General features: G+C 63.1%; 18 protein-coding genes. 11 read left to right on the plus strand and 7 right to left on the minus strand.

All coding sequences use genetic code 11. The features are described from left to right. The first annotated feature begins 67 nt into the window (after positions 1–67). From HAD_RS04625 to HAD_RS04635, 3 genes are read left to right on the plus strand one after another with little or no spacing between them, the layout of a single operon-like run. On the plus strand, positions 68–640 hold the full coding sequence (locus tag HAD_RS04625) for a shikimate kinase (RefSeq protein ID WP_035569685.1): 573 nt from the start codon (positions 68–70) through the stop codon (positions 638–640). After that, positions 637–1767, plus strand: coding sequence for a 3-dehydroquinate synthase (gene aroB, locus HAD_RS04630; RefSeq protein WP_035569686.1), 1131 nt, complete (start codon positions 637–639; stop codon positions 1765–1767). The genes HAD_RS04625 and aroB overlap by 4 nt, the downstream gene beginning before the upstream one ends. A 20-nt stretch (positions 1768–1787) precedes the next feature. Next, on the plus strand, positions 1788–3050 hold the full coding sequence (locus HAD_RS04635) for an HlyC/CorC family transporter (protein ID WP_035569687.1): 1263 nt from the start codon (positions 1788–1790) through the stop codon (positions 3048–3050). Here the strand turns inward: HAD_RS04635 and HAD_RS04640 are convergent. After that, positions 3030–3395, minus strand: a complete 366-nt coding sequence (locus HAD_RS04640) for a hypothetical protein (protein WP_156942153.1) — start codon at positions 3393–3395, stop codon at positions 3030–3032. The genes HAD_RS04635 and HAD_RS04640 overlap by 21 nt on opposite strands. A 73-nt stretch (positions 3396–3468) precedes the next feature. Continuing rightward, complete coding sequence (locus tag HAD_RS04645; protein ID WP_035569689.1) at positions 3469–3747, minus strand: BolA family protein; 279 nt, start codon at positions 3745–3747, stop codon at positions 3469–3471. A 31-nt stretch (positions 3748–3778) separates the two neighbouring features. On the opposite strand from HAD_RS04645, the gene HAD_RS04650 reads away from it, so the two are divergent. Beyond that, positions 3779–4411 carry a DnaJ domain-containing protein gene (locus HAD_RS04650; protein ID WP_035569690.1) on the plus strand — a complete coding sequence of 211 codons (633 nt, stop codon included), beginning with the start codon at positions 3779–3781 and terminating at the stop codon, positions 4409–4411. A gap of 7 nt (positions 4412–4418) precedes the next feature. Beyond that, positions 4419–5903 carry a glycerol-3-phosphate dehydrogenase gene (locus tag HAD_RS04655; protein ID WP_035569691.1) on the plus strand — a complete coding sequence of 495 codons (1485 nt, stop codon included), beginning with the start codon at positions 4419–4421 and terminating at the stop codon, positions 5901–5903. Between the two features lie 20 nt (positions 5904–5923). On the opposite strand, the gene HAD_RS04660 is transcribed toward HAD_RS04655, so the two are convergent. Together HAD_RS04660 and HAD_RS04665 are read right to left on the minus strand one after the other, a co-directional pair. Further along, positions 5924–6550, minus strand: coding sequence for a hypothetical protein (locus tag HAD_RS04660; RefSeq protein ID WP_035569692.1), 627 nt, complete (start codon positions 6548–6550; stop codon positions 5924–5926). A 21-nt stretch (positions 6551–6571) separates the two neighbouring features. Then, positions 6572–8863 carry a tetratricopeptide repeat protein gene (locus HAD_RS04665; RefSeq protein ID WP_156942154.1) on the minus strand — a complete coding sequence of 764 codons (2292 nt, stop codon included), beginning with the start codon at positions 8861–8863 and terminating at the stop codon, positions 6572–6574. Between the two features lie 222 nt (positions 8864–9085). Between HAD_RS04665 and HAD_RS04670 the strand changes: the two genes are divergently transcribed. Beyond that, the gene (locus HAD_RS04670; RefSeq protein WP_035569694.1) at positions 9086–10075 is read left to right on the plus strand and encodes a complex I NDUFA9 subunit family protein; all 990 of its coding nucleotides are present in this window, start codon (positions 9086–9088) and stop codon (positions 10073–10075) included. Between the two features lie 13 nt (positions 10076–10088). On the opposite strand, the gene HAD_RS04675 is transcribed toward HAD_RS04670, so the two are convergent. Further along, positions 10089–10943 (minus strand): undecaprenyl-diphosphate phosphatase, encoded by an 855-nt coding sequence (locus tag HAD_RS04675; RefSeq protein ID WP_035569695.1) that lies wholly within the window; start codon positions 10941–10943, stop codon positions 10089–10091. 231 nt (positions 10944–11174) lie between these two features. Here HAD_RS04675 and HAD_RS04680 point away from each other — a divergent pair, with 231 nt between their 5' ends. The 3 genes from HAD_RS04680 to gltB are packed head-to-tail and all read left to right on the plus strand — an operon-like array spanning position 11175 to position 17579. Beyond that, on the plus strand, positions 11175–12617 hold the full coding sequence (locus HAD_RS04680) for an NAD(P)-dependent oxidoreductase (RefSeq protein WP_035569696.1): 1443 nt from the start codon (positions 11175–11177) through the stop codon (positions 12615–12617). A gap of 2 nt (positions 12618–12619) precedes the next feature. After that, complete coding sequence (locus HAD_RS04685) at positions 12620–13039, plus strand: GFA family protein (RefSeq protein WP_035569697.1); 420 nt, start codon at positions 12620–12622, stop codon at positions 13037–13039. Position 13040: 1 nt separating this feature from the next. Continuing rightward, positions 13041–17579, plus strand: a complete 4539-nt coding sequence (gene gltB / locus HAD_RS04690; RefSeq protein ID WP_035569698.1) for a glutamate synthase large subunit — start codon at positions 13041–13043, stop codon at positions 17577–17579. Positions 17580–17648: 69 nt separating this feature from the next. On the opposite strand, the gene HAD_RS04695 is transcribed toward gltB, so the two are convergent. Next, positions 17649–18575, minus strand: coding sequence for a DUF4349 domain-containing protein (locus HAD_RS04695; RefSeq protein ID WP_051595925.1), 927 nt, complete (start codon positions 18573–18575; stop codon positions 17649–17651). Positions 18576–18902: 327 nt separating this feature from the next. Between HAD_RS04695 and HAD_RS04700 the strand changes: the two genes are divergently transcribed. Continuing rightward, the gene (locus tag HAD_RS04700; protein WP_035569700.1) at positions 18903–20066 is read left to right on the plus strand and encodes a pyridoxal phosphate-dependent aminotransferase; all 1164 of its coding nucleotides are present in this window, start codon (positions 18903–18905) and stop codon (positions 20064–20066) included. Between the two features lie 44 nt (positions 20067–20110). Here HAD_RS04700 and HAD_RS04705 read toward each other — a convergent pair whose 3' ends face one another. Further along, a complete protein-coding gene (locus tag HAD_RS04705) occupies positions 20111–21658 on the minus strand; it encodes an acyl-CoA carboxylase subunit beta (protein ID WP_035569702.1) in 1548 nt (515 codons plus the stop codon). A gap of 209 nt (positions 21659–21867) precedes the next feature. Between HAD_RS04705 and HAD_RS04710 the strand changes: the two genes are divergently transcribed. Then, positions 21868–22170 (plus strand): SCP2 sterol-binding domain-containing protein, encoded by a 303-nt coding sequence (locus HAD_RS04710; protein WP_034766830.1) that lies wholly within the window; start codon positions 21868–21870, stop codon positions 22168–22170. The last annotated feature ends 53 nt before the right edge of the window (positions 22171–22223 follow it).

Raw genomic sequence — 22223 nt, forward strand, 5'->3', positions numbered from 1 at the left:
CTTCACCAATTGCGAAGGCCTTACCGTCTCTATAGGAAATGAACCGAACCGGCCATGAAAGTCCAGAATGCCTTCTGACAGTGACAGTCCAGCGCAGGAAAAACCGGCGGCTCTGCCTTTTGAGTCGCGGACAATTGCGCTTGTTGGTCTGATGGGGGCAGGCAAGTCGACCGTCGGACGCCGCCTGGCGGAAAAGCTGGGCCGGCCTTTCTTTGACAGCGACACCGAAATCGAGAAGGCGGCCGGCCTTTCGATCTCCGACATCTTTGCCCTGCATGGCGAGGCAGACTTCCGGCGCGGCGAGCAACAGGTGCTGAAACGCCTCCTGACCCTGCCGCCGCATGTGCTGGCCACCGGGGGCGGGGCCTATCTCAATGACGAGACGCGGGCCCTGATGCGGGAACATGCCATCACCGTATGGCTGAACGCCGATCTCGAAACCCTGTGGAAGCGCGTGCAGAAGCGGGACTCGCGCCCCCTCCTGAAGCGGGGCAATGCCAAACAGGTGCTGACCGATCTGTTGGCCGAGCGGGAACCGGTCTATTCGCAGGCCGATCTCGTGGTGCGATCCAAGGACGGTCCGCACACGAATACGGTGAATGCCATCCTGAAGGCCCTGAAGACCTGGAAACCCAAATGAGCGTAACGGCCCCCGAACTGGAAACCGTGTCTGTCGATCTCGGCGCCCGGTCATACGATATCCTTGTCGGCCATGGCGCGCTGGACCAGCTCGGTCCGCGCCTCGCGGCGATGCTGAAGCAGAGCCGTGTCTTCGTGCTGACCGATGCCAATGTCGAAGCCGCGCACCGCGCCCGCGTCGAGGCGGCCTTGTCGGCGTCCGGTATTTCGTCCAGCTGGCTGGCGCTGACGCCGGGCGAGAAAACCAAGAGCTTCTCCAATCTCGAAGCCATTCTCGACTGGCTGCTGGAAGGCGGGGCCGACCGGTCCGACATTCTGGTGGCGCTGGGCGGCGGGGTGATCGGCGATATTGCCGGCCTGTCCGCCAGCCTGATGAAGCGCGGCATGGGATTTGTGCAGGTGCCGACAACGCTGCTGGCGCAGGTCGATTCCTCTGTCGGCGGAAAGACCGCCGTAAACAGCCCGCGCGGCAAGAATCTGATCGGCGCCTTCTACCAGCCCCGGCTGGTGATCGCGGATACGGGCCTGCTTGAGACGCTGCCGGCCCGGGAGTTGCGGGCGGGCTATGCAGAGATCGTCAAATACGGCCTGATCAACGACCCGGCCTTTTTCGACTGGCTGGAGGCGAACGGCGCCCGCGTTCTGGCGCTGGACGCCGAGGCGATCACCTATGCCGTCGCCGTCAGCTGCCGGGCGAAGGCCGCCATCGTGGCTGAAGACGAAACCGAAAAGGGCGTACGCGCGCTGCTCAATCTCGGTCACACATTCGGCCATGCGCTGGAAGCGGCGAATGATTACCGGCCGGACCTGTTGCATGGCGAAGCGGTGTCCATCGGCATGGCGCTCGCCTTCCGCTATGGCGCCGCGACAGGCATCACGCCGCCGGAAGATGCCGACCGGGTGACGCGGGTGCTGGAAGCGTCCGGACTGCAGGCGGCCATTCCCGGCCGGCAGGGCGGGGCGTATACGGCCAGTGAACTCGTCCGCCTGATGCAGCAGGACAAGAAGGCCAGCGGGGGGAAAGTGCCGCTGATCCTCGCCCGCGGAATCGGACAGGCATACATTCATCCCGATGCAGACCTTGCCGCCGTGGAAGACTTCCTGCGCGGCGAAACATCTGAGGGATAAGAGGGGACAGACAGGCTGACATGATCGCCGGTTACATCATCGCCATCTTCGTCTTGCTGGCGCTTTCAGGCTTTTTCTCGGGATCCGAGACGGCGCTGACAGCGGCCTCGCGGGCGCGCATGCACGCCCTGGAGAAGGAGGGCGACAAGCGCGCCGCCGCCGTGAACCGGCTGATCTCCAACCGCGAGGGGCTGATCGGCTCCATCCTGCTCGGCAACAATGTCGTCAATATTCTCGCCTCGGTGCTGGCGACGTCTCTGTTCACCCAGCTGTTCGGGCAGGGCGGCATGGCCATGGCGATGGCCACGGGCGTGATGACGATCCTGGTGCTGGTATTTGCCGAGGTGATGCCGAAGACCTATGCCATCGGCCGCCCGGATGCGATGGCGATGAGCGTCGCGGGAATCATCTCCGTTCTGGTGGCGGTGGCCTCGTGGATCGTGACGGCGATCCAGGCGATCGTCTCGGTGACGCTGAAACTCGTCGGTCTCGGGGCCCCGGCCGAGGCGATCACGGCGGATGAGGAAATCCGCGGCGCCATCGACCTGCATGCCTTTGAGGGCGGGGTGGACGCCGCCGACCGCCAGCGCCTCGTCGGCGCGCTGGACCTCAAGGAACTGACGGTCGAGGACGTCATGATCCACCGCAAGAACATCAAGATGCTGAGCGCGGACCTCGATCCGCGCCAGATGGTGATGAAGGCGCTGGCGAGCCCCCACACGCGCATCCCGCTTTATCGCGGCGAGAAGGAAGAGATTGTCGGCATTCTGCACGCCAAGGATCTGCTGCGCGCGATCATTCCGCTGGGCGGCAATCTTGCCAGCCTCGACCTTGATTCCATCATGCGCAAACCCTGGTTCGTGCCGGAAACCACGCCAGTGCAGGACCAGCTGGACGCCTTCCTGAAAGAACGCAGCCACTTCGCCCTCGTCATCGACGAATATGGCGAATTACAGGGCCTGATTACGCTGGAAGACATTCTGGAAGAGATTGTCGGGTCCATCCATGACGAACACGACATTGCCGTGCAGGGCGTGCGCCCGCAGGAAGACGGGTCGGTCAATGTCGATGGCTGGGTGCCGATCCGCGATGTGAACCGGGCGATGAACTGGAACCTGCCGGATGATGAAGCCGTCACGGTGGCCGGGCTCGTGATCCACGAAGCGCAGACCATTCCGGAAGCCGGGCAGAGTTTCGTGTTCCACGGTTACCGGTTCAATGTGCTGCGCCGCCAGCGCAACCAGGTGACCGGCCTGAATATCTCAGTAATCGAGCCCGCCTGAGTCCGGCGTCACGGTCGACACATCCATAAGGACCTGCTGGCGTGCGGCCGGGCTGTGACAGCCATGGCGGATCAGCCAGGCGCGCTGCTGCGGGGTCACGACATGGGCGCTGATTACATCAAGATTGTCGGCGGGCAGGATGGCGTAGGTCGTCTCGCGCGCCGGCATGTCGTTGGAAACCGGCAGGAACAGAACCTCGCCGCCCGTCGCGCAGACGGTGTCGCGGATTTCGTAAAGCTTGCCCAGGTCCGGGCCCAGGTCGGGGCCGGAGCCTGCTTCCTGGGCGGCCGCTGCGCACACGCAGCCGCCTGCGGCCAAAGCCGCCATGATCATCCTGATTACCATCACCCGTTCTCCTCGACGGTGTTGAGGAGAATACGTTCAGGTTGGCAAAGGGGTTCCGAAAGAATCCCGAAAATCAGGTTTTGGGCGCGCTCGCCTTCAGGGCAAGGGCGTGCAGGCCGGTATCGAATTCCTGTTGCAGGGCCAGCATAACGCTGCGCTGGATCTGCACGCGCGACAGGCCTTCGAACGCCGCGGAGGTGATTCGCACGCTATAATGCGTCTGGCCTTCGGGCGCGGCACCCGCATGACCGGCATGTTTTGCGCTGTCATCCGTGATTTCCAGCTCCACAGGCTGAAAAGCTTCAGTCAAAAGGTCATGAATCCGCGACAGTCTGTCAGTCAGTTGTGGCATCTTTAACGCGCACTCCTTATTATCCCGGGTCATGTCCGATGGCGATCCATTCCCCTACCGTGTCAAGTTCACCGATATAAGGGTGAACCCACCGGCCGACGAGGTCTCGCGTGCGCGAGCCCGCAAGACGCGTGTCTGCGACCACAAGGGCTGCGACCTTGAAGGTAGCTACCCGGCCCCCAAGCGGGGGGCGAAGGGAAAGGGGCGCCATCATTTCTGCGCCAAGCACATCGCCGAATACAATCGCAGCTTCAATTTCTTTGAAGGCATGTCCCAGGCCGAAGCCGCCGCCTTCACCCGGGCGGAGCGATTCGGCCACAAGCGCACCTGGCGTTTCGGCACCGGTCCGATGGCCGGAAAGAAAAGCGCAGACCAGTTCGATCCGCGCCGCTGGTCCGGGCGCCGCTTTTTCGACATGGACGATGTCGCCGAAGCGACCGGCAATGCCACATCCGGGCGCCGGTCCGGCCTGCAGGTGCGGGCGCTGAGGGAGCTGGACCTTGAGGTCGATGCCTCGCCGAACGAAATCCGCGTGCGCTATGCCGAATATATCCGCCGCTTCCACCCGGACTCCAACAAGGGCGACCGGTCGTCGGAAGACAAGCTTCAGCGCGTGTTGCGGGCAGGCAAGCTGCTCAAGGCCGCTGGCCTGATGAAAGGGTAGGGCGGGCGTGCACGACCTGCTGGTCATCGGCGGCGGCATCAACGGCACCGGTATTGCCCGCGATGCGGCCGGGCGGGGGCTCGATGTCGTTCTCGTGGAAAAGGACGATCTCGCCCAGCACACATCGTCTGCCAGTACCAAGCTGATCCATGGCGGGCTGCGCTATCTGGAAATGTATGATTTCGCGCTGGTCCGCAAAGCGCTGATCGAGCGGGAGATCCTGCTGCGCGCGGCGCCGCACATCATCTGGCCGATGCGGTTTGTCCTGCCGCACGACAAGGACCAGCGTCCGGCCTGGCTGATCCGGCTGGGCCTGTTCCTGTATGATCATCTCGGCGGACGCAAACTGCTGCCGGGCACGTCCGTGTTGCGGCGGAAGACAACCCACAAGCTCGATCCGCTCAAGGACGAGTTCCGTCTGGCCTTCGAATATTCCGATTGCTGGGTGGAGGATTCCCGCCTTGTCGTGCTGAACGCGGTGGATGCGAAAGAACGCGGCGCCGAGGTGCACACCCGTACGGCCTGCACGAAACTTGTCCGCCACAAGGACCATTGGGAGGCGACGCTGACCTCCGCGGGCAATACCGAGACCCGCAAGTTCCGCGCCGTCGTCAATGCGGCAGGCGGCTGGGTGGACGAGATCATCGATCTCGCCGACCCGCAGGATTCCGCCACGCATCTGCGCCTGGTGAAGGGCAGCCACATCATCGTGCCGAAATGGCATGAGGGCGAGCATGCCTATTTCTTCCAGAACGCCGACGGGCGGATCATGTTCGCCATCCCGTATGAGCGCGGCGAGTTCACGCTGATCGGCACGACCGATATTCCGTATACCGCGAACAAGGACAAGGTCGAGATCACCGAGGACGAGATCGCCTATCTCTGTGCCGGAGCCAGCGAATACTACAAGCGCGCCATCACGCCGGACGATGTCGTTGCCACCTATTCGGGCGTGCGCCCGCTCTATGACGACCATGCCGCATCCGCGTCCAAGGTCACGCGGGATTTTGTGCTGCACTACGACACGGAAGGCGGCGCGCCGCTCTTGTCGGTGTTCGGCGGCAAGATCACCACCTACCGCGAACTCGCCGAGGAAGCCGTGGCAGAGCTTGCCCCCTTGTTTGATGGCCTGCCGAAGACCTGGACCCGGCATGCCAGCCTGCCGGGCGGCGATATTCCGGCCGCGAATTTCGACGCCTACCTGTCCGGCCTTGTCCTGACCCATCCGCACATGCCGGTGGAATTGCTGACACGTCTTGCGCGCGCCTATGGCACCCGCACGCGCGCCTTGCTGGGCGATGCGGACTCAATGGCAGACCTCGGCCGGGATTTCGGCGGCGGCCTGACAGAGCGCGAAGTGGCCTGGCTGGTCGATCAGGAGTTTGCCCGAAGCGCCGAAGATATCCTCCGCCGCCGCTCCAAGCTCTACCTGCACATGACAAAAGAAGAGCAGGGCGCCTTCACCGACTGGTTCGCCGCCAGATACGCATAAGCCTGTCAGGTCAGATTAGGTCAGGTCGACCCGCAGACTTCCTTCTCCTTGACGTGCCGGATGCTGAGGTCGCAGATGGCCTCTCCGTCGAAGTCGCAGGAATAGCCGGAGGCTGAGGGTTCGCATTGCCAGTCCGTTGCGGCGGCTGTTGCGGCCGTGAAGCGATACGAGGCGGTCGCGGCGAAACTCTTGCACATCTGCGCCGATTTCGTTTCGGCCCTGCCTGACACTGCGGCGCGGGCAGAGGCTTCATCCGCATAAGTGCTTCCATCGCCGGGGACGAATACGGCGAGGCGCTTCTGCGTCGGCTCCCAGACATCCGTCTTTTCGATCCGCATGGCAGCCAACATATCCGCTGCATCATCGCGGAAGGCGCCCGCAGGGAACATGTCGATATGGCGCCGCAGGGCTTCGCAGCTGCCGGCCTCGCGATTCTGCCAGGCGAGCCGTTCGGTTCGCGACGGTTTTCCGCCGAACCCCATGGCGCCGCAGGCATCAGAAATGCCTGGCTGGCCAAATTCGACGGAACACACCATTTCCTGAAAGGACAACAGGTTCGCGCCAAAGGACAGCACCGCGCCGAGACCCACAACCAGCGGGACACCGAACAGAACCATGCCGCCGGACTTCTTCTTTGTATCAGACATGTCTGCTCCCTTTTCCCTGCTTCATTTCGACGAGTCGGCGCTACGCTGGCGGATGATTTCCATCGCCTGTTCGACCTTTTGGTCGGTCCGTGCCTGATCCAGGTTCATTTCGATGGGGCTCTTATCGAGGACAAGATCAATGTTGCCCGGGTCCTGTTTTAACAGGTGTGTGTTGATCGCCAGCGCTTCTGTGTAGGCGGCGATGGCCGCGTCATAATCCTTGGCCTTATAGGCCGCTTCGCCAATTTTATTGTGTCCCTCCTGCAAGTCCCGTTGCCAGCCAATATTGGTCGGATCGGTTTTGGCGAGGTCCTTGATGATGTCGAGGCTCTGGCCGTAGTAGGACTTTGCCGTGTCGAAGTCTGACTGGTCGACATAGACGTCACCGATATATTGCAGGGTATGGCCGAGGGCGCGCTTAACACCCAGATTCCCCGGGTGCCTGGCTGCCCGGTCCTGAAGGATGCCGAGGCTTTCTTCATACAGGCCGAGCGCGGCGGCCTCATTCCCCAATAAGGTCTTTGCGAAGGCTTGCGTATTCAGCCCCATGGCGATGCGGGATTTCAACGTGTCGTTCGTCGGGTCGTTTGCCGATAGCCGGCGCAGCGTGGACAGGGCAGGGGTGAACGCGCGGTCGGCCTGTGCGAACTGCCTCTGGCCCATCAGGTCTCCGCCGATCAGGAGCTGAAGATGCGCGAGCTCGAATTCAAGGCCCGCGCTTTTCGCATCCGTCTTTGCAAGGCGGGAGAGAATGTCTGCCGCGCGCCTGTGTTTCTCTTCGGCAAGGTCATACACCCGGGCATCGCCGGCCTGATCGGCGCTGGCGGCATAGGCTTGGGCGAGATCCCTCTGCCAACTGACATTGGTCCTGTCCTGCTGGGCGAGCGTCTCGAGCATTTCGACAGCCTTGGTGTAATTCTGCGATGTGCAGACCATGTCGGACTGGATGCGGCACAGCCGGCCGATATCCAGATGGTTGAGCGCCAGGGCATGCGTCCATACTGCGTGGCCGGGATCGCGAACGAGAAGGCCTTTGAGGTCCGCCTCACGCCGTCTGAACAGCTCCAGCTCTTCCGCGATGCCGCCCGTTTGGAGTTCCGTACTGGCGATGAGCGACTGCAGGCGGGAGTAGTCTTCCTGCCAGGACAGTGTGTCGGGTGAGTCCGCCAGCAAAAGTGTCTCGATATCGAGCGCTTCCCGGAACAGGTTCAGGGCATCGCCGAGGTCTCCCTGTTCCTTCCGGACACTGCCTAAATCTGTCAGGATGGTGGCCCGTTTCCATTGGGCGCTGCTATTGTCGGGCTCTGCTGCGATGAGCCTGTCGGCGGCGGCAAGCGCCTGATTGTAGACAGGCAACACCGAGGCGAGATTCCCCCGGTCTCTGAGGAGGCGCCCCTGCAGTTTGTAGAGATCGGCCAGACTGTCCTGATAGCGTCCGGCATCTGGATGATCCTTCGACAGATCCTCGAGTAGGGCGGCGCTCTGCGCAAGCCGGGCTTGAGCGTCCGGCAGTTTGCCCTGATCGAATTCAATCGCGCCAAGCGTCTTCAGGGCGTCGGCCTTTGCTGCGGCATCCGGGGCCAGGTTGAGGGCCTGCTGCGCCGCTGCCGCCGCCTTGGAGAGGTTTCCGGCATCGCGGTAAAGGCCGCTCAGGGTGATCCAGTCGGACGCCTCGCTGCCGTCGAGTCGCGTGATCTCTTCAAACCGGTCGATCAGGTCTGCCGTCGTGAGATTGCCCGAAGCACGCGCTTCGAGGGCGAGCGCCGCGATCTGGCGCGCCTCCGAGGCGGACTCCTGGTTGACGCGGGCCATCCGCGCCGCGTCGCGCGCTTTGCGCAGATCGTCCAGGATGGCAATGGCGCCGACCTGGTCGCCGCGGTTGAACCGGCTGAGGGCGGCCAGGCCCTCCGGGGTTGAGGCAATGGATTTGACCGCATCCCCATAGACCGAGATCTCGCGCGCATACCCGGCATCCTGCTGGGCCAGAAGCTCGACGATCCTGCGCTCCTTGTCGGCCAGTTCGGCCTTCAGCGTCCCGATCTCATCGCCGCCGGAGGCGTTCGCGGCCACTTGCTGGCGGAGCGCGTCGATCTGCTTCCGGGCAGCCGCGAGCTGTTGCGTATACTGGCGCTCCATTGCTGCCTGCGTGGCCGAGGCGGCGTAGAGGGCGGCGGCGACTTCCGATTCGACGGAATAGGCGGCGGCGCCTGCCTGAATGCCGCTCCCGTTTATCTGACCAATTGCGGATCCCGTACAGGCAAGACCCAACCATACTCCCAGACCGATCGCGGCCATCGGCTTTAAAACAGGCAAGCCGCACCCTCCTGACTTTTCATCCCCGCAAATCTCTAAGCGACCAAACAGAGATACTTGGACAAAGAGGTCAAGACCTGAGCCACCCGGCCTGACGGCGCGCCTGCCGTTATAATGGGCACAGGCGGGTGCGCTGCTGCGCCCCGCACGGGGGCCATAGACAGGCCCCGCGGCGTGTGGTGAAAGGCGACAGATCAACTGTTCAGGCAGGGTTTGACCAACATGACCAAGGGCTTGGTGACCATTTTCGGCGGTTCGGGCTTTATCGGGCGCTATGCCGCCCGGGAGCTGGTGAAAAAGGGCTGGCGTGTCCGCGTGGCCTGCCGCCGGGTGAATCTGGCGGGCGAGGTGCGTCTCGCGGGTGCACCGGGCTGGGTCGACATCGCGCAGGCCAATATCCGCGACCGCGCCTCGATCGAGCGCGCGCTGGAAGATGCCGATGCCGTGGTGAACCTCGTCGGTGTCCTCACCGAAAAAGGCAAGCAGACCTTCGAATCCACACAGGCCGACGGCGCAGCCCTGCTGGCTGAAGTGGCGGCAGAGAAGGGCATCACCCGGTTCGTTCAGATTTCGGCCATCGGCGCCGATGCGGAATCGAAGTCGCACTATGCCCGGACCAAGGCCGAAGCCGAAGAGGCTGTGCGCAAGGCGGTGCCCACCGCCACCATCCTGCGCCCGTCCGTCGTGTTCGGGCCGGAAGACGAGTTCTTCAACAAGTTCGCCCAGATGGCCCGCGTGGCTCCGGTGATGCCGGCCATCGGCGGCGGCAAGACGAAGATGCAGCCGGTCTATGCCGGGGACGTGGCCGAAGCGATTGCCGTGTCGGTCGATGACGACACCACCGCAGGCAAGACCTATGAGCTTGGCGGTCCGCGCGTCTACACGATGAACGAGATCTACGACTTCATCTGCAAGACGATTTCCCGCCCGCGCTTCAAGATCAGCCTGCCATTCGTTTTGGCCAAGCCGATCGGTTACCTGTCAGGTGCGGTCTGGCGCTACGTTCCGCCGTTTTCCTGGGGCTTCCTTGGCCAGCCGCCGGTCACCGGCGACCAGGTCGAGATGCTGAAGACCGACAATGTCGTGGCAGACGATGCGCTGACGCTGGAAGATCTGGGTGTGACCACGCTGGAAACGCCGGAAGCCATCGTGCCGACCTATCTGTGGCGTTTCCGCGACTATGGCGAGTTCCACAAGGCGTCCGAAGCCTGATCCGGAACAAGACCTAGAACAGGCCGACCAGGGGAGAGCCCAGCAGCAGCAGGGCCCCCAGCAGGAACCGGTACAAAACAAAGGGCAGGAAGCTCATCCGCCGCAACAGGGCCATCAGGCCCCAGATTGAGGCGAGCCCCGTGATGAAGGCGATGCCTGCCACCACCAATCCATCCTTCAGGGTCAGCACGCCTGTGCCGTCCGGGTCTGCGGAAAACAGGCCATAGGCCCCGTAAAGGCCGGCGGCGGCAAGAATTGGCGCGCCGATCAGCATGGAAATACGGGCCGCTTCAGTGCGCTCATAGCCGAGGGCGCGGGCGGCCGTCATGGTGATGCCGGAGCGGCTGGTGCCGGGAATGATCGCAGCGATGGCCTGCGTTGCGCCGATCAGCGCGGCATGGGCGAGGGTCATGTCCTCTTCCTTGCGGGTGCGCGGTCCGGCCACGTCGGCCCACCAGAGCAGGGCGCCGAAGATGATGGTCGCCCCGGCCACGGTGTAGACGCTGCGCATCATGTCCTGCAGGTCCTGGGGCAGGACGGCCTCGTAGAGCAGGGCGGCAATCAGGGCGATGGGCGTGGCGACGATCACGCAGGCGGCGAGGCGCCCGCCCTGCGACAGGGGCTTTTTCGAGACAGGGGCGGCCAGAAGCTCAAACCCGCCGAGGAAAGCGAGGATCACATCCTTGCGGAAATAGATCAGCATCGCCGCCAGCGTGCCGAGATTGGAAACGGCATTGATGAGGAGTTCATCCCGTCCGGTCACTCCGAACGTGTCGGAGGCGAGCAGGACATGGGCGGAGGAGGAGATGGGCAGCCATTCGGTGATCCCCTGAAGGGTCGCGATAATGGCGAGCTGTAGCAGTGACAACGGGCTGGCCTTTCAGAACTTTGGCAGAAGGTCTAATTTGGTTTGACCGGAGAGGCACGCGCTTTTCTCAATATCGTTTTGATATATATTGGACATACCGACTCAGCCGCTCAGGGTCGCAGCAGCACTATTTTGGCCAATGAGTATCATGTTGATATTCGGTATTGCAGATTCATCTTGCCGCTTGCGCGCTCTGGTTCTATGCCCAGTGCAAATGTTCGGGAGGCCTTTATGGCGGAGAGAATGCTGCAGTTTATCCATGTGCCGCGCACCATGCCGGACAAGCGTGGGGCGAAACAGCGGGCAACGGATTTCGCGGAAATCTATGACGCGTTCGCCGCGGACGCCGCAAAGGCGCAGGCGTCGCGCTGTTCGCAATGCGGCGTGCCGTTCTGCCAGCAGGGCTGCCCGTTGCAGAACAATATCCCCGACTGGCTGCGCCTGGCGGCCGAGGGCCGGCTGGAAGAAGCCTGGCGGGTCTCGTCCTCAACCAACAACATGCCGGAAATCTGCGGCCGCATCTGTCCGCAGGACCGGCTGTGCGAAGGCATCTGCACGATCGAGCAATCCGGCCACGGCACGGTGACGATCGGCTCGATCGAGAAATACATCACGGACAATGCGTGGGCCGAAGGCTGGGTGGAGCCGATCAAGCCGATGCGCGAGCGCAAGCAATCGGCGGGGATCATCGGGGCAGGGCCGGCAGGCCTCGCCGCGGCCGAACAGCTGCGCCGCAAAGGCTATCAGGTCACGGTCTATGACGCGTATGACCGGGGCGGCGGCCTGCTGACCTATGGCATTCCCGGCTTCAAGCTGGAGAAGGACATTGTCGAGCGGCGCATCAAGCGGCTGCAGGACTCCGGCATCAAGTTCAAGTTCAACACGCGGGTCGGCAAGAAGGTGACGCTGCAGAAGCTGCGCGACACGCACGACACGGTGCTGATTGCGACCGGCGTGTATGCCGCCAAGGATCTGAAATGCCCGGGCTCCGGCGCCGATGGCGTGCATGCCGCGCTGGATTACCTGACCGCATCGAACCGCAAGGGCTTTGGCGATGCCGTGGCGGAGTTCGACGTCGGCACGCTGGACGCGAACGACAAGCGCGTCGTGGTGATCGGCGGCGGCGACACCGCGATGGACTGCGTGCGCACGGCGATCCGCCAGGGCGCAAAAGCGGTGACCTGTCTCTATCGCCGTGACCGGGCCAATATGCCGGGCAGCCAGCGCGAAGTGCAGAACGCCGAAGAAGAAGGCGTCAAATTCGAATGGCTCGCCAGTCCGGAAGCCATTCTCGACACCAAGGGCAAGGCGAAGGGCGTTCGCGCTGCACGGATGAAACTGGGCGAACCGGATGCCTCCGGCCGCCAGAGCCCGGTGAAAACCGGTGAGACCTTCAATGTGAAGGCCGACATGGTGATCAAGGCGCTGGGCTTCGACCCGGAAGACCTGCCGGCTCTGTTCGATGAACCGGCCCTTTCGGTAAATCGCTGGGGCGCGGTGAAGGTGGACTATTCCACCATGGAGACCAGTCTGCCGGGCGTGTATGCCGCCGGTGATATTGTCCGCGGGGCCTCCCTCGTCGTCTGGGGCATCAAGGATGGCCGTGACGCAGCAGAGGCCATGCACCAGGCCATGAAGCAGGACGCACGCGCCTCGAAAGTGGCGGCGGAGTAGCCATGGCAGAGCGCATGAAAGGACGGTGCCTTTGCGGGGCCGTTCAGTTTGAAGGCACGCTGAAGGATGGCGACGAGTTCGGCGTCTGCCACTGCAACACGTGCCAGCACTGGAATGGCGGGCCGGGAATGGCGACCGAAATGGTCAGCATGAACATCTCCGGCGAAAGCCATCTGACATGGTATTCCAGTTCGGAGTGGGCGGAGCGGGGCTTTTGCGCCGGGTGCGGCAGCAATCTGTTCTATCGCCTGAAGGAAAACCGCGACCTCTATTTCGTTCAGGTCGGCTGCCTGGATGAACCGGGCCGCCTGACACTTGCCGAGCATATCTTCATCGAGGAAATGCCTGGCCATTATGATTTTACCGGCAATGCCCCGCGCCTGACCGGCGCTGAATTTCTTGCCCGTCTGCAGGGAGAATAAAATGAGTGAGATCGAACGCTATCTCGCAAATCGCGACATGCTGATCGAGGCGAATGCCTACAATCCGCTGGACGAGCATGATGCCTGCGGCGTCGGCCTTGTGGCCTCGCTAGACGGCAAGCCGCGCCGCGAGATTGTCGAGATGGGCATCAAGGCCCTGAAGAATGTCTGGCACCGCGGGGCCGTCGATGCCGACGGCAAGACCGGCGACGGCGCCGGGATCCGTGTGGAAGTGCCGCAGGAATTCTTCCGCGAGCACGTCACCCGCACAGGGCACAAGCCGACGGACGATCCGATCTGCGTTGGCCAGATCTTCCTGCCGCGCACGGACTTTGCCGCGCAGGAAGCGGCCCGGACGCTGGTCGAAACAGAAGTCCTGCACTTCGGCTTTTATATCTATGGCTGGCGCCAGCCTCCGATCGACGTGTCGGTGATCGGCCAGAAGGCGAAGGATACGCGGCCTGCAATTGAACAGATCATGTTCCGCGATGCGATGGGCCGCTCCAGCGAGGAACTGGAACGGGCGCTGTATATCTGCCGCCGCCGGATCGAACGCCGGGCCCGCGAAGCGGCGATCCCTGCCTTTTACATCTGTTCGCTGAGCAATGCCTCGCTGATCTACAAGGGCATGTTCCTGGCGCAGGATATCGACAAGTTTTACCTCGACCTGCAGAGCGAGCAATTCAGCTCCGCCTTTGCGATCTATCACCAGCGCTACTCGACCAACACATTCCCGCAATGGGCGCTGGCCCAGCCGTTCCGCATGATCGCCCATAATGGCGAGATCAACACGGTGCGCGGCAACAAGAACTGGATGAAGAGCCATGAGATCCGCATGGTGTCGGAAACCTATGGCGAGCATGTCGAAGACGTAAAACCGGTCATCCCGGACGGTACGTCGGACTCTGGCGCGCTGGACTCCGTGTGGGAGCTGCTCTGCAAGTCCGGCCGGTCTGCGCCGATGGCGAAGGCGATGCTGATTCCGGAAGCCTGGTCGAAGCGCGATTCGGTCATGCCGCTGGCCCACCGGGCGCTGTATGACTACTGCAACTCGGTCATGGAGCCGTGGGACGGCCCGGCAGGCATTGCGGCCTATGACGGCCGCTGGGCGATTGCCGGGCTTGACCGTAACGGCCTGCGCCCGCTGCGCTATGCGCTGACCACGGACGGCATTCTCGCCGTTGGCTCCGAAACAGGCATGTGCCCACTGGGTGATCATGAAGTGGCCAAGCGCGGCTCGATCCCCGCAGGCGGCATGATCGCGGCGGACCTGAAAACCGGCAAGTTCTATGACCACAAGGACATTGTCGACCACCTCGCCGCACAGGCGCCCTATGAGGAATGGCTGTCGGCCGTTACCGAACTGGAGCCGGAGATCAGCGTCGGGGAAGAGCCGCCGATGTTCGCCAAGGAAGAGCTGCTGCGCCGCCAGACGGCCGCTGGCTACACGCTGGAAACGCTGGAAATGATCCTGTCGCCGATGGTGGAGACGGGCAAGGAGGCGATCGGCTCGATGGGGGACGATACGGCCCCGGCGGTCCTCTCCTTCAACTATCGCCCGATGAGCCACTTCTTCCGGCAGAATTTCAGCCAGGTGACGAACCCGCCGGTTGATCCGCTGCGCGAAGAACGCGTGATGAGCCTCAAGACGCGGTTCAAGAACCTCGGCAACGTGCTCGATACCGACAAGTCGCAGCAGGAAGTCTTCGTGCTGGAAAGCCCGGTGCTGACCAATGGCATGTATGAGCGGCTGCTGACGCGCCTCGGCGTCTCCTACACCGAGATCGATTGTACGTTCCCGGCCGAAGACGTAACGAATGACGGCAGCGCGCTGAAGGAATCGCTCTCCCGGATCCGCCAGGAAGCCGAAGATGCCGTGCGCGAAGGCCGCGAGCACATTGTCCTGACAGACCAGTACCAGTCCGCCAGCCGGACAGCGATCCCGATGATCCTGGCCACCGGCGCAGTGCACTCGCATCTCGTGGCGCAAGGTCTGCGGACGTTCTGCTCCATCACGGTGCGTTCGTCGGAGTGTCTGGATACGCATTACTTTGCCGTGCTTGTCGGTGTGGGCGCCACCTGCGTGAATGCCTACCTCGCACAGGACGCCATCACCGACCGGCATGGCCGCGGGCTGTATGGCGATACGCCGCTTGAGGAATGCGTGCACAATTACAAGGCCGCTGTGGAGGCGGGCCTGCTGAAGATCATGTCCAAGATGGGCATCTCGGTGATTTCCTCCTACCGCGGCGGGTACAATTTCGAGGCGCTCGGCCTCTCCCGCGCGCTGGTGGCGGACTATTTCCCCGGCATGAACAGCCGCATCTCCGGCCTCGGCCTTGCAGGCCTGGAAGAGAATGCGCTGGTGCGCCACGAAATGGCGTTCGACGAGGATGTCATCTCCCTGCCGGTCGGCGGTTTCTACCGGCTGCGCGCCAATGATGAACCGCACGCCCTGGACGGCACGCTGATCCACACGCTGCAGACGGCCTGCAATACCGGCGACTACTCGGTGTACCGCAAGTTCGCCGATGCGCTGGAGGCACGCGACCCGATCCAGTTGCGGGACCTGCTGGACTTCAAACGCAATTTGCCACCGGTGCCGCTGACGCAGGTTCAGTCGATCAACGAGATCCGCAAGCGTTTCGTGACGCCCGGCATGTCGCTCGGTGCGCTGAGCCCCGAGGCGCACGGCACGCTGAACATCGCCATGAACCGGATCGGAGCGAAGTCCGTCTCCGGGGAGGGCGGGGAAGACCGTGCCCGCTACCGCCCGCTGCCGAATGGCGACAACATGAACTCTTCGGTCAAGCAGATCGCGTCTGGCCGTTTCGGCGTGACGGCGGAATATCTGAACCAGTGCCGCGAGATCGAGATCAAGGTGGCCCAGGGCGCCAAGCCCGGCGAAGGCGGCCAGCTGCCCGGTTTCAAGGTGACGGAATTCATTGCCCGCCTGCGCCATGCCACGCCAGGTGTGACGCTGATCTCACCGCCGCCGCACCATGACATCTATTCGATCGAAGACCTGGCTCAGCTGATCTACGATCTGAAGCAGATCAATCCGGAGGCCCGCGTCTGCGTGAAGCTCGTCGCACAGTCCGGCGTCGGCACGGTCGCGGCCGGTGTTGCCAAGGCCAAGGCGGACATCATCCTCATCGCCGCCGGTGTCGGCGGCACGGGCGCCAGCCCTCAGACCTCGGTGAAGTTCGCCGGCCTGCCATGGGAAATGGGCCTCGCCGAAGCGCACCAGATCCTGTCGCTCAACAATCTGCGCGACAAGGTTACCCTGCGGACCGATGGCGGCCTGCGGACCGGACGCGACATTGTCATTGCGGCCATGCTGGGCGCCGAGGAATACGGCATCGGCACGGCCTCGCTGGTGGCCATGGGCTGTATCATGGTGCGCCAGTGCCATTCCAATACGTGCCCGGTCGGCGTGTGTGTGCAGGACGAGGCGCTGCGCGCCCACTTCACCGGCACGCCGGAGAAGGTCGTCAATTTGATGAGCTTCATCGCCGAAGACGTGCGCGAGATCCTGGCCTCGCTCGGCCTGAAATCGCTGGATGAGGCCATTGGCCGGACAGACCTTCTGGCCCAGGTCAGCCGCGGCGCAACGCATCTCGATGACCTCGACCTCAACCCGCTCCTGGTCCAGGTCGATACCGACAAGCCCATCGTCTACCAGCCGACCCACCGGGAGGAAGTGCCGGACACGCTGGACGCCCAGATCCTGCGCGACGCAGAACCCTTCTTCGAACGCAGCGAGAAGATGCAGCTGGAATATGATGTGCAGAACACGATGCGCGCCATCGGCACACGGTCCAGTTCCGCCATTACCCGCAAGTTCGGTATGCATGCCCTGCCGGAAGGCCGGCTGCATATCCGGCTCGAAGGGTCTGCGGGCCAGTCGCTCGGTGCCTTCTCGGTGCAGGGCCTGCTGCTGGAAGTCATCGGCGATGCCAATGACTATGTCGGCAAGGGCCTGTCGGGCGCGACCATCGTCGTGGCTCCGCGTCCGCAAGACCGGCGCTCGGCCTCCGGCGATGCGATCATCGGCAATACCTGTCTTTACGGCGCGACCAGCGGCAAGCTGTTCGCCTCCGGCACGGCGGGCGTGCGTTTCGCGGTGCGGAACTCCGGCGCGAAGACGGTGGTCGAAGGCTGCGGCGCCAATGGCTGCGAGTACATGACCAATGGCCGCGCGGTGATCCTCGGCCCTGCGGGCGACAATTTCGGTGCCGGCATGACAGGCGGGGCGGCCTTCATCTGGGATCCTACCAACCGGTTCGAACGGATCGCCAACCCGGACTCGATCGACTGGTACCCGCTGCCGGAAATGCCGACCGAGCATATCGGCGAGGCCAAGGCCCTGATCGAGGAACATGTGCGCCGCACGGGCTCTGTCCGGGCCAAGGAAATCCTCGATGACTGGGACCGCGCCGTCCACGACATGCTGATGGTCGTGCCGAAGGAAATCGCGCACCTGCTGCTTGGCCGCACCAAGCCGAAAGCAAAGAAGAAAGTCGCCGCGAAGGCCTGATCTTTCATTCCATAAAGACAAAGCCCCGCGGATCGCTTCGCGGGGCTTTGCTTTTGGGGGAAGGGCGCCTCAGCTTTTCTTGCGGCGGACGCGCGGCCAGATCAGTTTCAGCCAGATCCAGACGAACACGCCGATCAGGATCAGCCAGGGCAGGCCGACGGCAAAGGCCGTGATCACGGCGGCGAGCGCGCTCGACAGATTATAGAAGAAATCCCCGAAGGCGCGGGCCAGCGGCTGCAGCGCGCCTTGCGAGACCGGGTTGCGCTTGGTCTCGTAACTGACCGACAGTTCACTCATGTTTACCCGCTGGCGCAGGGCGGCGAGCGAGGAGGTCAGCGAATCGATCTCGCCATTCACGCGGGCGAGTTCGCGCTCGGTTTCCAGCAACTCACCCAGCTTGCCGGGCCGGTCGGCCAGCAGCTGCTCCAGCCGGGCCTGCAGGGTCTGCTGGGCTTTCAGGCGGGCATCGGTGTCGATGATGGAGACGGTGAGGTCTTCGGCCGTGGTCTGGCGGTTGGTGATCTCGCCTTTTGCGGCTTCTGCCTCTGCCTCGACGCCGTTCAGGAACTGGTCGATCCAGGCAGGCGTCGCCCGCAGGTTCAGCGAGGCGGAGGCCTCGTCCTCGGAATAGGCGTTCATCCAGGAATTCGTCACCATGCAGACGGCCGGTCCGGCCTTGTTGCAGGCATCGATATGCCCCTGCAGCGTCGGCTCGATGGCCGCGACCGGCAGGCGCATGCCGAGGGAGTGGGAATAGGCGATGTATTGCTGGGCCACGGTTTCGCCGCCCGCCTGGCCGCCGCCTGCGTCCAGTTGCTCCATGAGCATGTCGCCTTCTGCGGCGAACTTTGCGCCCATGGACATTTCAGCCGGGGGAGGGGGCGCGCCCATCGGCCGGGCGGAGTCGCGGCTGGCGCCAGGGCCGCCGCAACCCGTCAGGGCAAGCGTCGACAGGGTGACCGCAGACAGTGCGATACGGAATGCTTTGATGTTCATGAATGTCCCTCCACTGGACGCAACTCCCACATGAAACGCGGAAAAAGGCAATATTCCGCTCGGAAAGCGAAAAATTGCGGCGTGGCCGTCACGGACGGGCGCCCGTTTGCCGGTTCGGCCCGCCGCTGAGTGCCAACTGCGCCCGCCTGTCAGGCGATTCTGGTCAGCAGGGATGCAATTGACGGCGGATTCCCCGGCCGGGCGACCTTTGTGTTGCCGAGACTGCAGGCGGGGCGGATCGTCTCGCCATATCCGGCGCTTCGGAGGGTGCGCCGGTCCTCCAGCCTCGGTGAGAGACCCTCCGGACCATTCTAAGGACTCAAGGCCATGACCAGATTTTCCAGCGAACCGCTCTTTTCTCCTTCCCGCCGCAGCCTGATGAAGCTGGCGGGCGCCGGCGCTGTTGGCGCAGCGACGGCCCTGACGGCCTGTTCGGAGACGGCCACCGCCGCCACGCCGGCCAATGATGCCGTCGATCCGGATGCGATTGCCATCCTGTCGTCGAACGAAAACCCCTACGGCCCGTCGCCGATGGCCGTTGAGGCGATCAAGGCCGAAGCGGGTAATCTCTACCGCTACACCTATCCGACCGTGATGAAATTCGCCGAGATGATCGCGGCGAAAGAAGGCGTCGCGCCGGAGCAGGTGCTGGTCACCAATGGCTCGACCCCGATCCTCGCCGCCTTTTCCGACTGGGTGAATGTGAATGGCGGCAAGATCGTCACCTCTGCCATCACCTATGAAGGCGTGCCGCGCGTTGCCGAGCAGGCCGGCACCGAAGTGGTCTACATGCCGCTGACCCAGGACATGGGCTATGACATGGAAGCCATCGCCGCCCGCGTCGGGCCGGACACCGGCGCGGTCTATCTCTGCAACCCGAACAACCCGACCGGCAAGACGATCCCGACGGCACAGCTGAAAGCCTTCGTCGAAGACGTCAGCAACAAGGTTCCGGTCTTCGTCGACGAAGCCTATCTCGACATGTCAGATGACTATCCGGGCAATGTGATGTCCGAATTTGTGGCAGCCGGTAAGCCGGTTATCGTCGCGCGGACCTTCTCGAAAATCTACGGCATGGCCGGTCAGCGCCTCGGCTATGGCCTGATGCCTGCCGACATGGCGATGGACATGCGCAAGACCGGCCGTCTGTCGAACGTGAACTATCTCGGCCTCGTCGGCGGTATCGCCAGCGTCAAGGATACGGCCCATTTTGAAAAGATGCGTGCCACCATGATCCGTGGGCGTCAGAAGCTGGTCGCGATGGCGGCAGACCTCGGCCGTCCGATCGCGCCGGATCCGCAGGGCAGCTTCATCTACATGGATGTCGGCATGCCGGCGAAGGATTTCGCGGCCAAGATGCTGGACCGCAATGTCCGCGTTGTGGGCGAACGCTGGAGCGACCTGCCGAACTGGACCCGTATCTGCGTTGGCCTCGATCACGAGATCGACAAGTGCCACGCGGCGGCAAAAGAAGTTCTGACTTCAATCTAAGGGGAGAGTGGGGGCTTCTACCCTGATACTGGCCCTGATTTCGGTCAGGGCCGGTATCCGACCTTGCGCACGCCGGGTTCCAGGGTCCGCCAGGCGTGATGGATGAAATCCACCAGCAGGGGCCGAGTGTCGCGCGGGTCGATGATTTCTTCCGCCAGAAAGCTTTCCGCCGTCCGGAAGGGCGAGCGGATCGCTTCGAATTTCCGGTACAATTGTTCTTTCAGGGCGTCGGGGTCTTCGGCCTCGGCGAGCTCCTTGCGGAAGGCGGCCTCGATGCCGCCGGCCATGGGCAGGCTGCCCCAGTCTCCGCTTGGCCAGCAATAGCGCCACTTGGTCCTTGACTGGTTCATCATCACCGATCCGGCCAGGCCATAGGCCTTCCGTATGACGACGGAACAGACCGGCACGTCGGCCTGGTAGACTGCGGTCATTGCCCGCACGCCTGCGCGGGTGACGCCTGCCGTCTCGGCTTTCACGCCCACGGCAAAGCCGGGACAATCGACAAAGTGGATGACCGGTAGGTGGAACATGGAGCAGAGATCCATGTGGCGGGTGACCTTGTCGCAGACATCCGCCGTCCACGCCCCGTCCAGGAAAAAGGGGTCGCCTGCCAGGATGCCGACCGGATAGCCGTCGATCCGGGCGAGGCCCGCGACGATACCGCGGCCCCATTCCTTGCCGATCTCGAAGAAGCTGCCATGGTCGACCGTGGCATCAATGATCTTGCGCGGCTTGTAGGGTGTCTTGCCATCGGTCGGCACGATGGAGAGCAGGCTCTCTTCTTTCCGGTCCGGATGGTCTGCCGGTGAGGTGCGCTCAGGCAGGTCGTGTACGGACGGGGGCAGGTAGGACAGGAAACGCCGCGCCGTGATGAAGGCGTCGGCTTCGGTGTCGACCACATTGTCCACCGTGCCGTTCTGCGCCTGGATCTTCCAGCCGCCGAGTTCTTCCTTGGTGACGTTTTCGCCCAGCGCAATCGCCACCGGCGGGCCGGCCACGAACACCTGGCTGAGTTCCTTGACCATGACCGAGAAATGGCTGGCCGCGACCCGGCCCGCGCCCATGCCGGCGCAGGGGCCGAGCGCGAGCGAGACAAACGGCACCTGCGACATGCCGTGGACGATCTCGTCCCAGCCGGGCGTTTCGGGAATATAGGTACGCGGGTCCTGTTCCAGAGATTTCACCGACCCGCCGCCGCCGGTGCCGTCGATCATCTGGACCAGCGGCATCCGGTATTCGGCGGCCATCTTGATCATCATGATCAGCTTGCCCCGGATCGAGGCATCCGAGGCGCCGCCGCGCACGGTGAAATCATCGGCGAGGATCGCGACGGATTCGCCATTGATGGTGGCCCGTCCGGTAACTGAATTGGACGGCAGGAACGCTTCCAGTTCATCATCGGCAGAATAGGTGGCCTTGCCGGCAATCTTGCCGATCTCGTGGAAGCTGCCGGGATCTGCCAGGAAGGCGACCCGTTCGCGGACGGTCAGCTTGCCGCGTCCGCGCTGGCGTTCGACGGGCTCTTCGCCGCCCATTTTCTCGGCCAGCCGTTCACGGCGGCGGAGTTCTTCAATCGACTTTTCCCAACTCATGCCGCGACCTTCCACGCTTCCGCAGCGCAAGGTCAAGCAGATCTGAAACGGCCCTTACATAATTTCAGGTGGTCAGGCGGCCGGGCCGCGCCGGGACCGGAACGCCCCGCTCACGGTCCCTTACGGTACGGTATGTCACACAGCTTTTCCTTGATTTTCATACCGGGGGTCTGCTTTATCGCTTCAAATCCATCCCAAGGAGGAATCTCATGGATCTCGCAGAACTTACAGCCAAGGCCAATGACGCTGTTTCCGCAGGCGGCGACTTCAAGAAAAAAGTGAAATTTGACTTCGGCGACGCCGGCAAACTTTTCATCGACGGCATGAATGGCGTGGCCAACAACTCTGACGACGCTGCGGATGCGACGATCAAGGTTGATTGGGAAGACTTCAAGAAGATCGCCTCCGGCGGCCTCGACGCCACAATGGCGTTCATGCAGGGGAAACTGAAAGTTGAAGGCGACATGTCGGTTGCCATGCAGCTTCAGAGCCTGATGAAGGCGCTCTCCTAAGGCGAGCAGCCCTTCGGGTTTGACAGGTCAGGCCGCCCCGGGACACCCTGCGG

The sequence above is a fragment of the Hyphomonas adhaerens MHS-3 genome, from assembly GCF_000685235.1.
GTDB classification, from domain to species: Bacteria; Pseudomonadota; Alphaproteobacteria; order Caulobacterales; family Hyphomonadaceae; genus Hyphomonas; species Hyphomonas adhaerens.

Bases quoted from the DNA above. Each gene is read 5' to 3' on its own strand.
- HAD_RS04625 (WP_035569685.1), top strand. From the start codon at position 68: ATGCCTTCTGACAGTGACAGTCCAGCGCAGGAAAAACCGGCGGCTCTG.
- aroB (WP_035569686.1), top strand. From the start codon at position 637: ATGAGCGTAACGGCCCCCGAACTGGAAACCGTGTCTGTCGATCTCGGC.
- HAD_RS04635 (WP_035569687.1), top strand. From the start codon at position 1,788: ATGATCGCCGGTTACATCATCGCCATCTTCGTCTTGCTGGCGCTTTCA.
- HAD_RS04640 (WP_156942153.1), bottom strand. From the start codon at position 3,395: ATGGTAATCAGGATGATCATGGCGGCTTTGGCCGCAGGCGGCTGCGTG.
- HAD_RS04645 (WP_035569689.1), bottom strand. From the start codon at position 3,747: ATGCCACAACTGACTGACAGACTGTCGCGGATTCATGACCTTTTGACT.
- HAD_RS04650 (WP_035569690.1), top strand. From the start codon at position 3,779: ATGTCCGATGGCGATCCATTCCCCTACCGTGTCAAGTTCACCGATATA.
- HAD_RS04660 (WP_035569692.1), bottom strand. From the start codon at position 6,550: ATGTCTGATACAAAGAAGAAGTCCGGCGGCATGGTTCTGTTCGGTGTC.
- HAD_RS04670 (WP_035569694.1), top strand. From the start codon at position 9,086: ATGACCAAGGGCTTGGTGACCATTTTCGGCGGTTCGGGCTTTATCGGG.
- HAD_RS04680 (WP_035569696.1), top strand. From the start codon at position 11,175: ATGGCGGAGAGAATGCTGCAGTTTATCCATGTGCCGCGCACCATGCCG.
- HAD_RS04685 (WP_035569697.1), top strand. From the start codon at position 12,620: ATGGCAGAGCGCATGAAAGGACGGTGCCTTTGCGGGGCCGTTCAGTTT.
- gltB (WP_035569698.1), top strand. From the start codon at position 13,041: ATGAGTGAGATCGAACGCTATCTCGCAAATCGCGACATGCTGATCGAG.
- HAD_RS04695 (WP_051595925.1), bottom strand. From the start codon at position 18,575: ATGAACATCAAAGCATTCCGTATCGCACTGTCTGCGGTCACCCTGTCG.
- HAD_RS04700 (WP_035569700.1), top strand. From the start codon at position 18,903: ATGACCAGATTTTCCAGCGAACCGCTCTTTTCTCCTTCCCGCCGCAGC.
- HAD_RS04705 (WP_035569702.1), bottom strand. From the start codon at position 21,658: ATGAGTTGGGAAAAGTCGATTGAAGAACTCCGCCGCCGTGAACGGCTG.
- HAD_RS04710 (WP_034766830.1), top strand. From the start codon at position 21,868: ATGGATCTCGCAGAACTTACAGCCAAGGCCAATGACGCTGTTTCCGCA.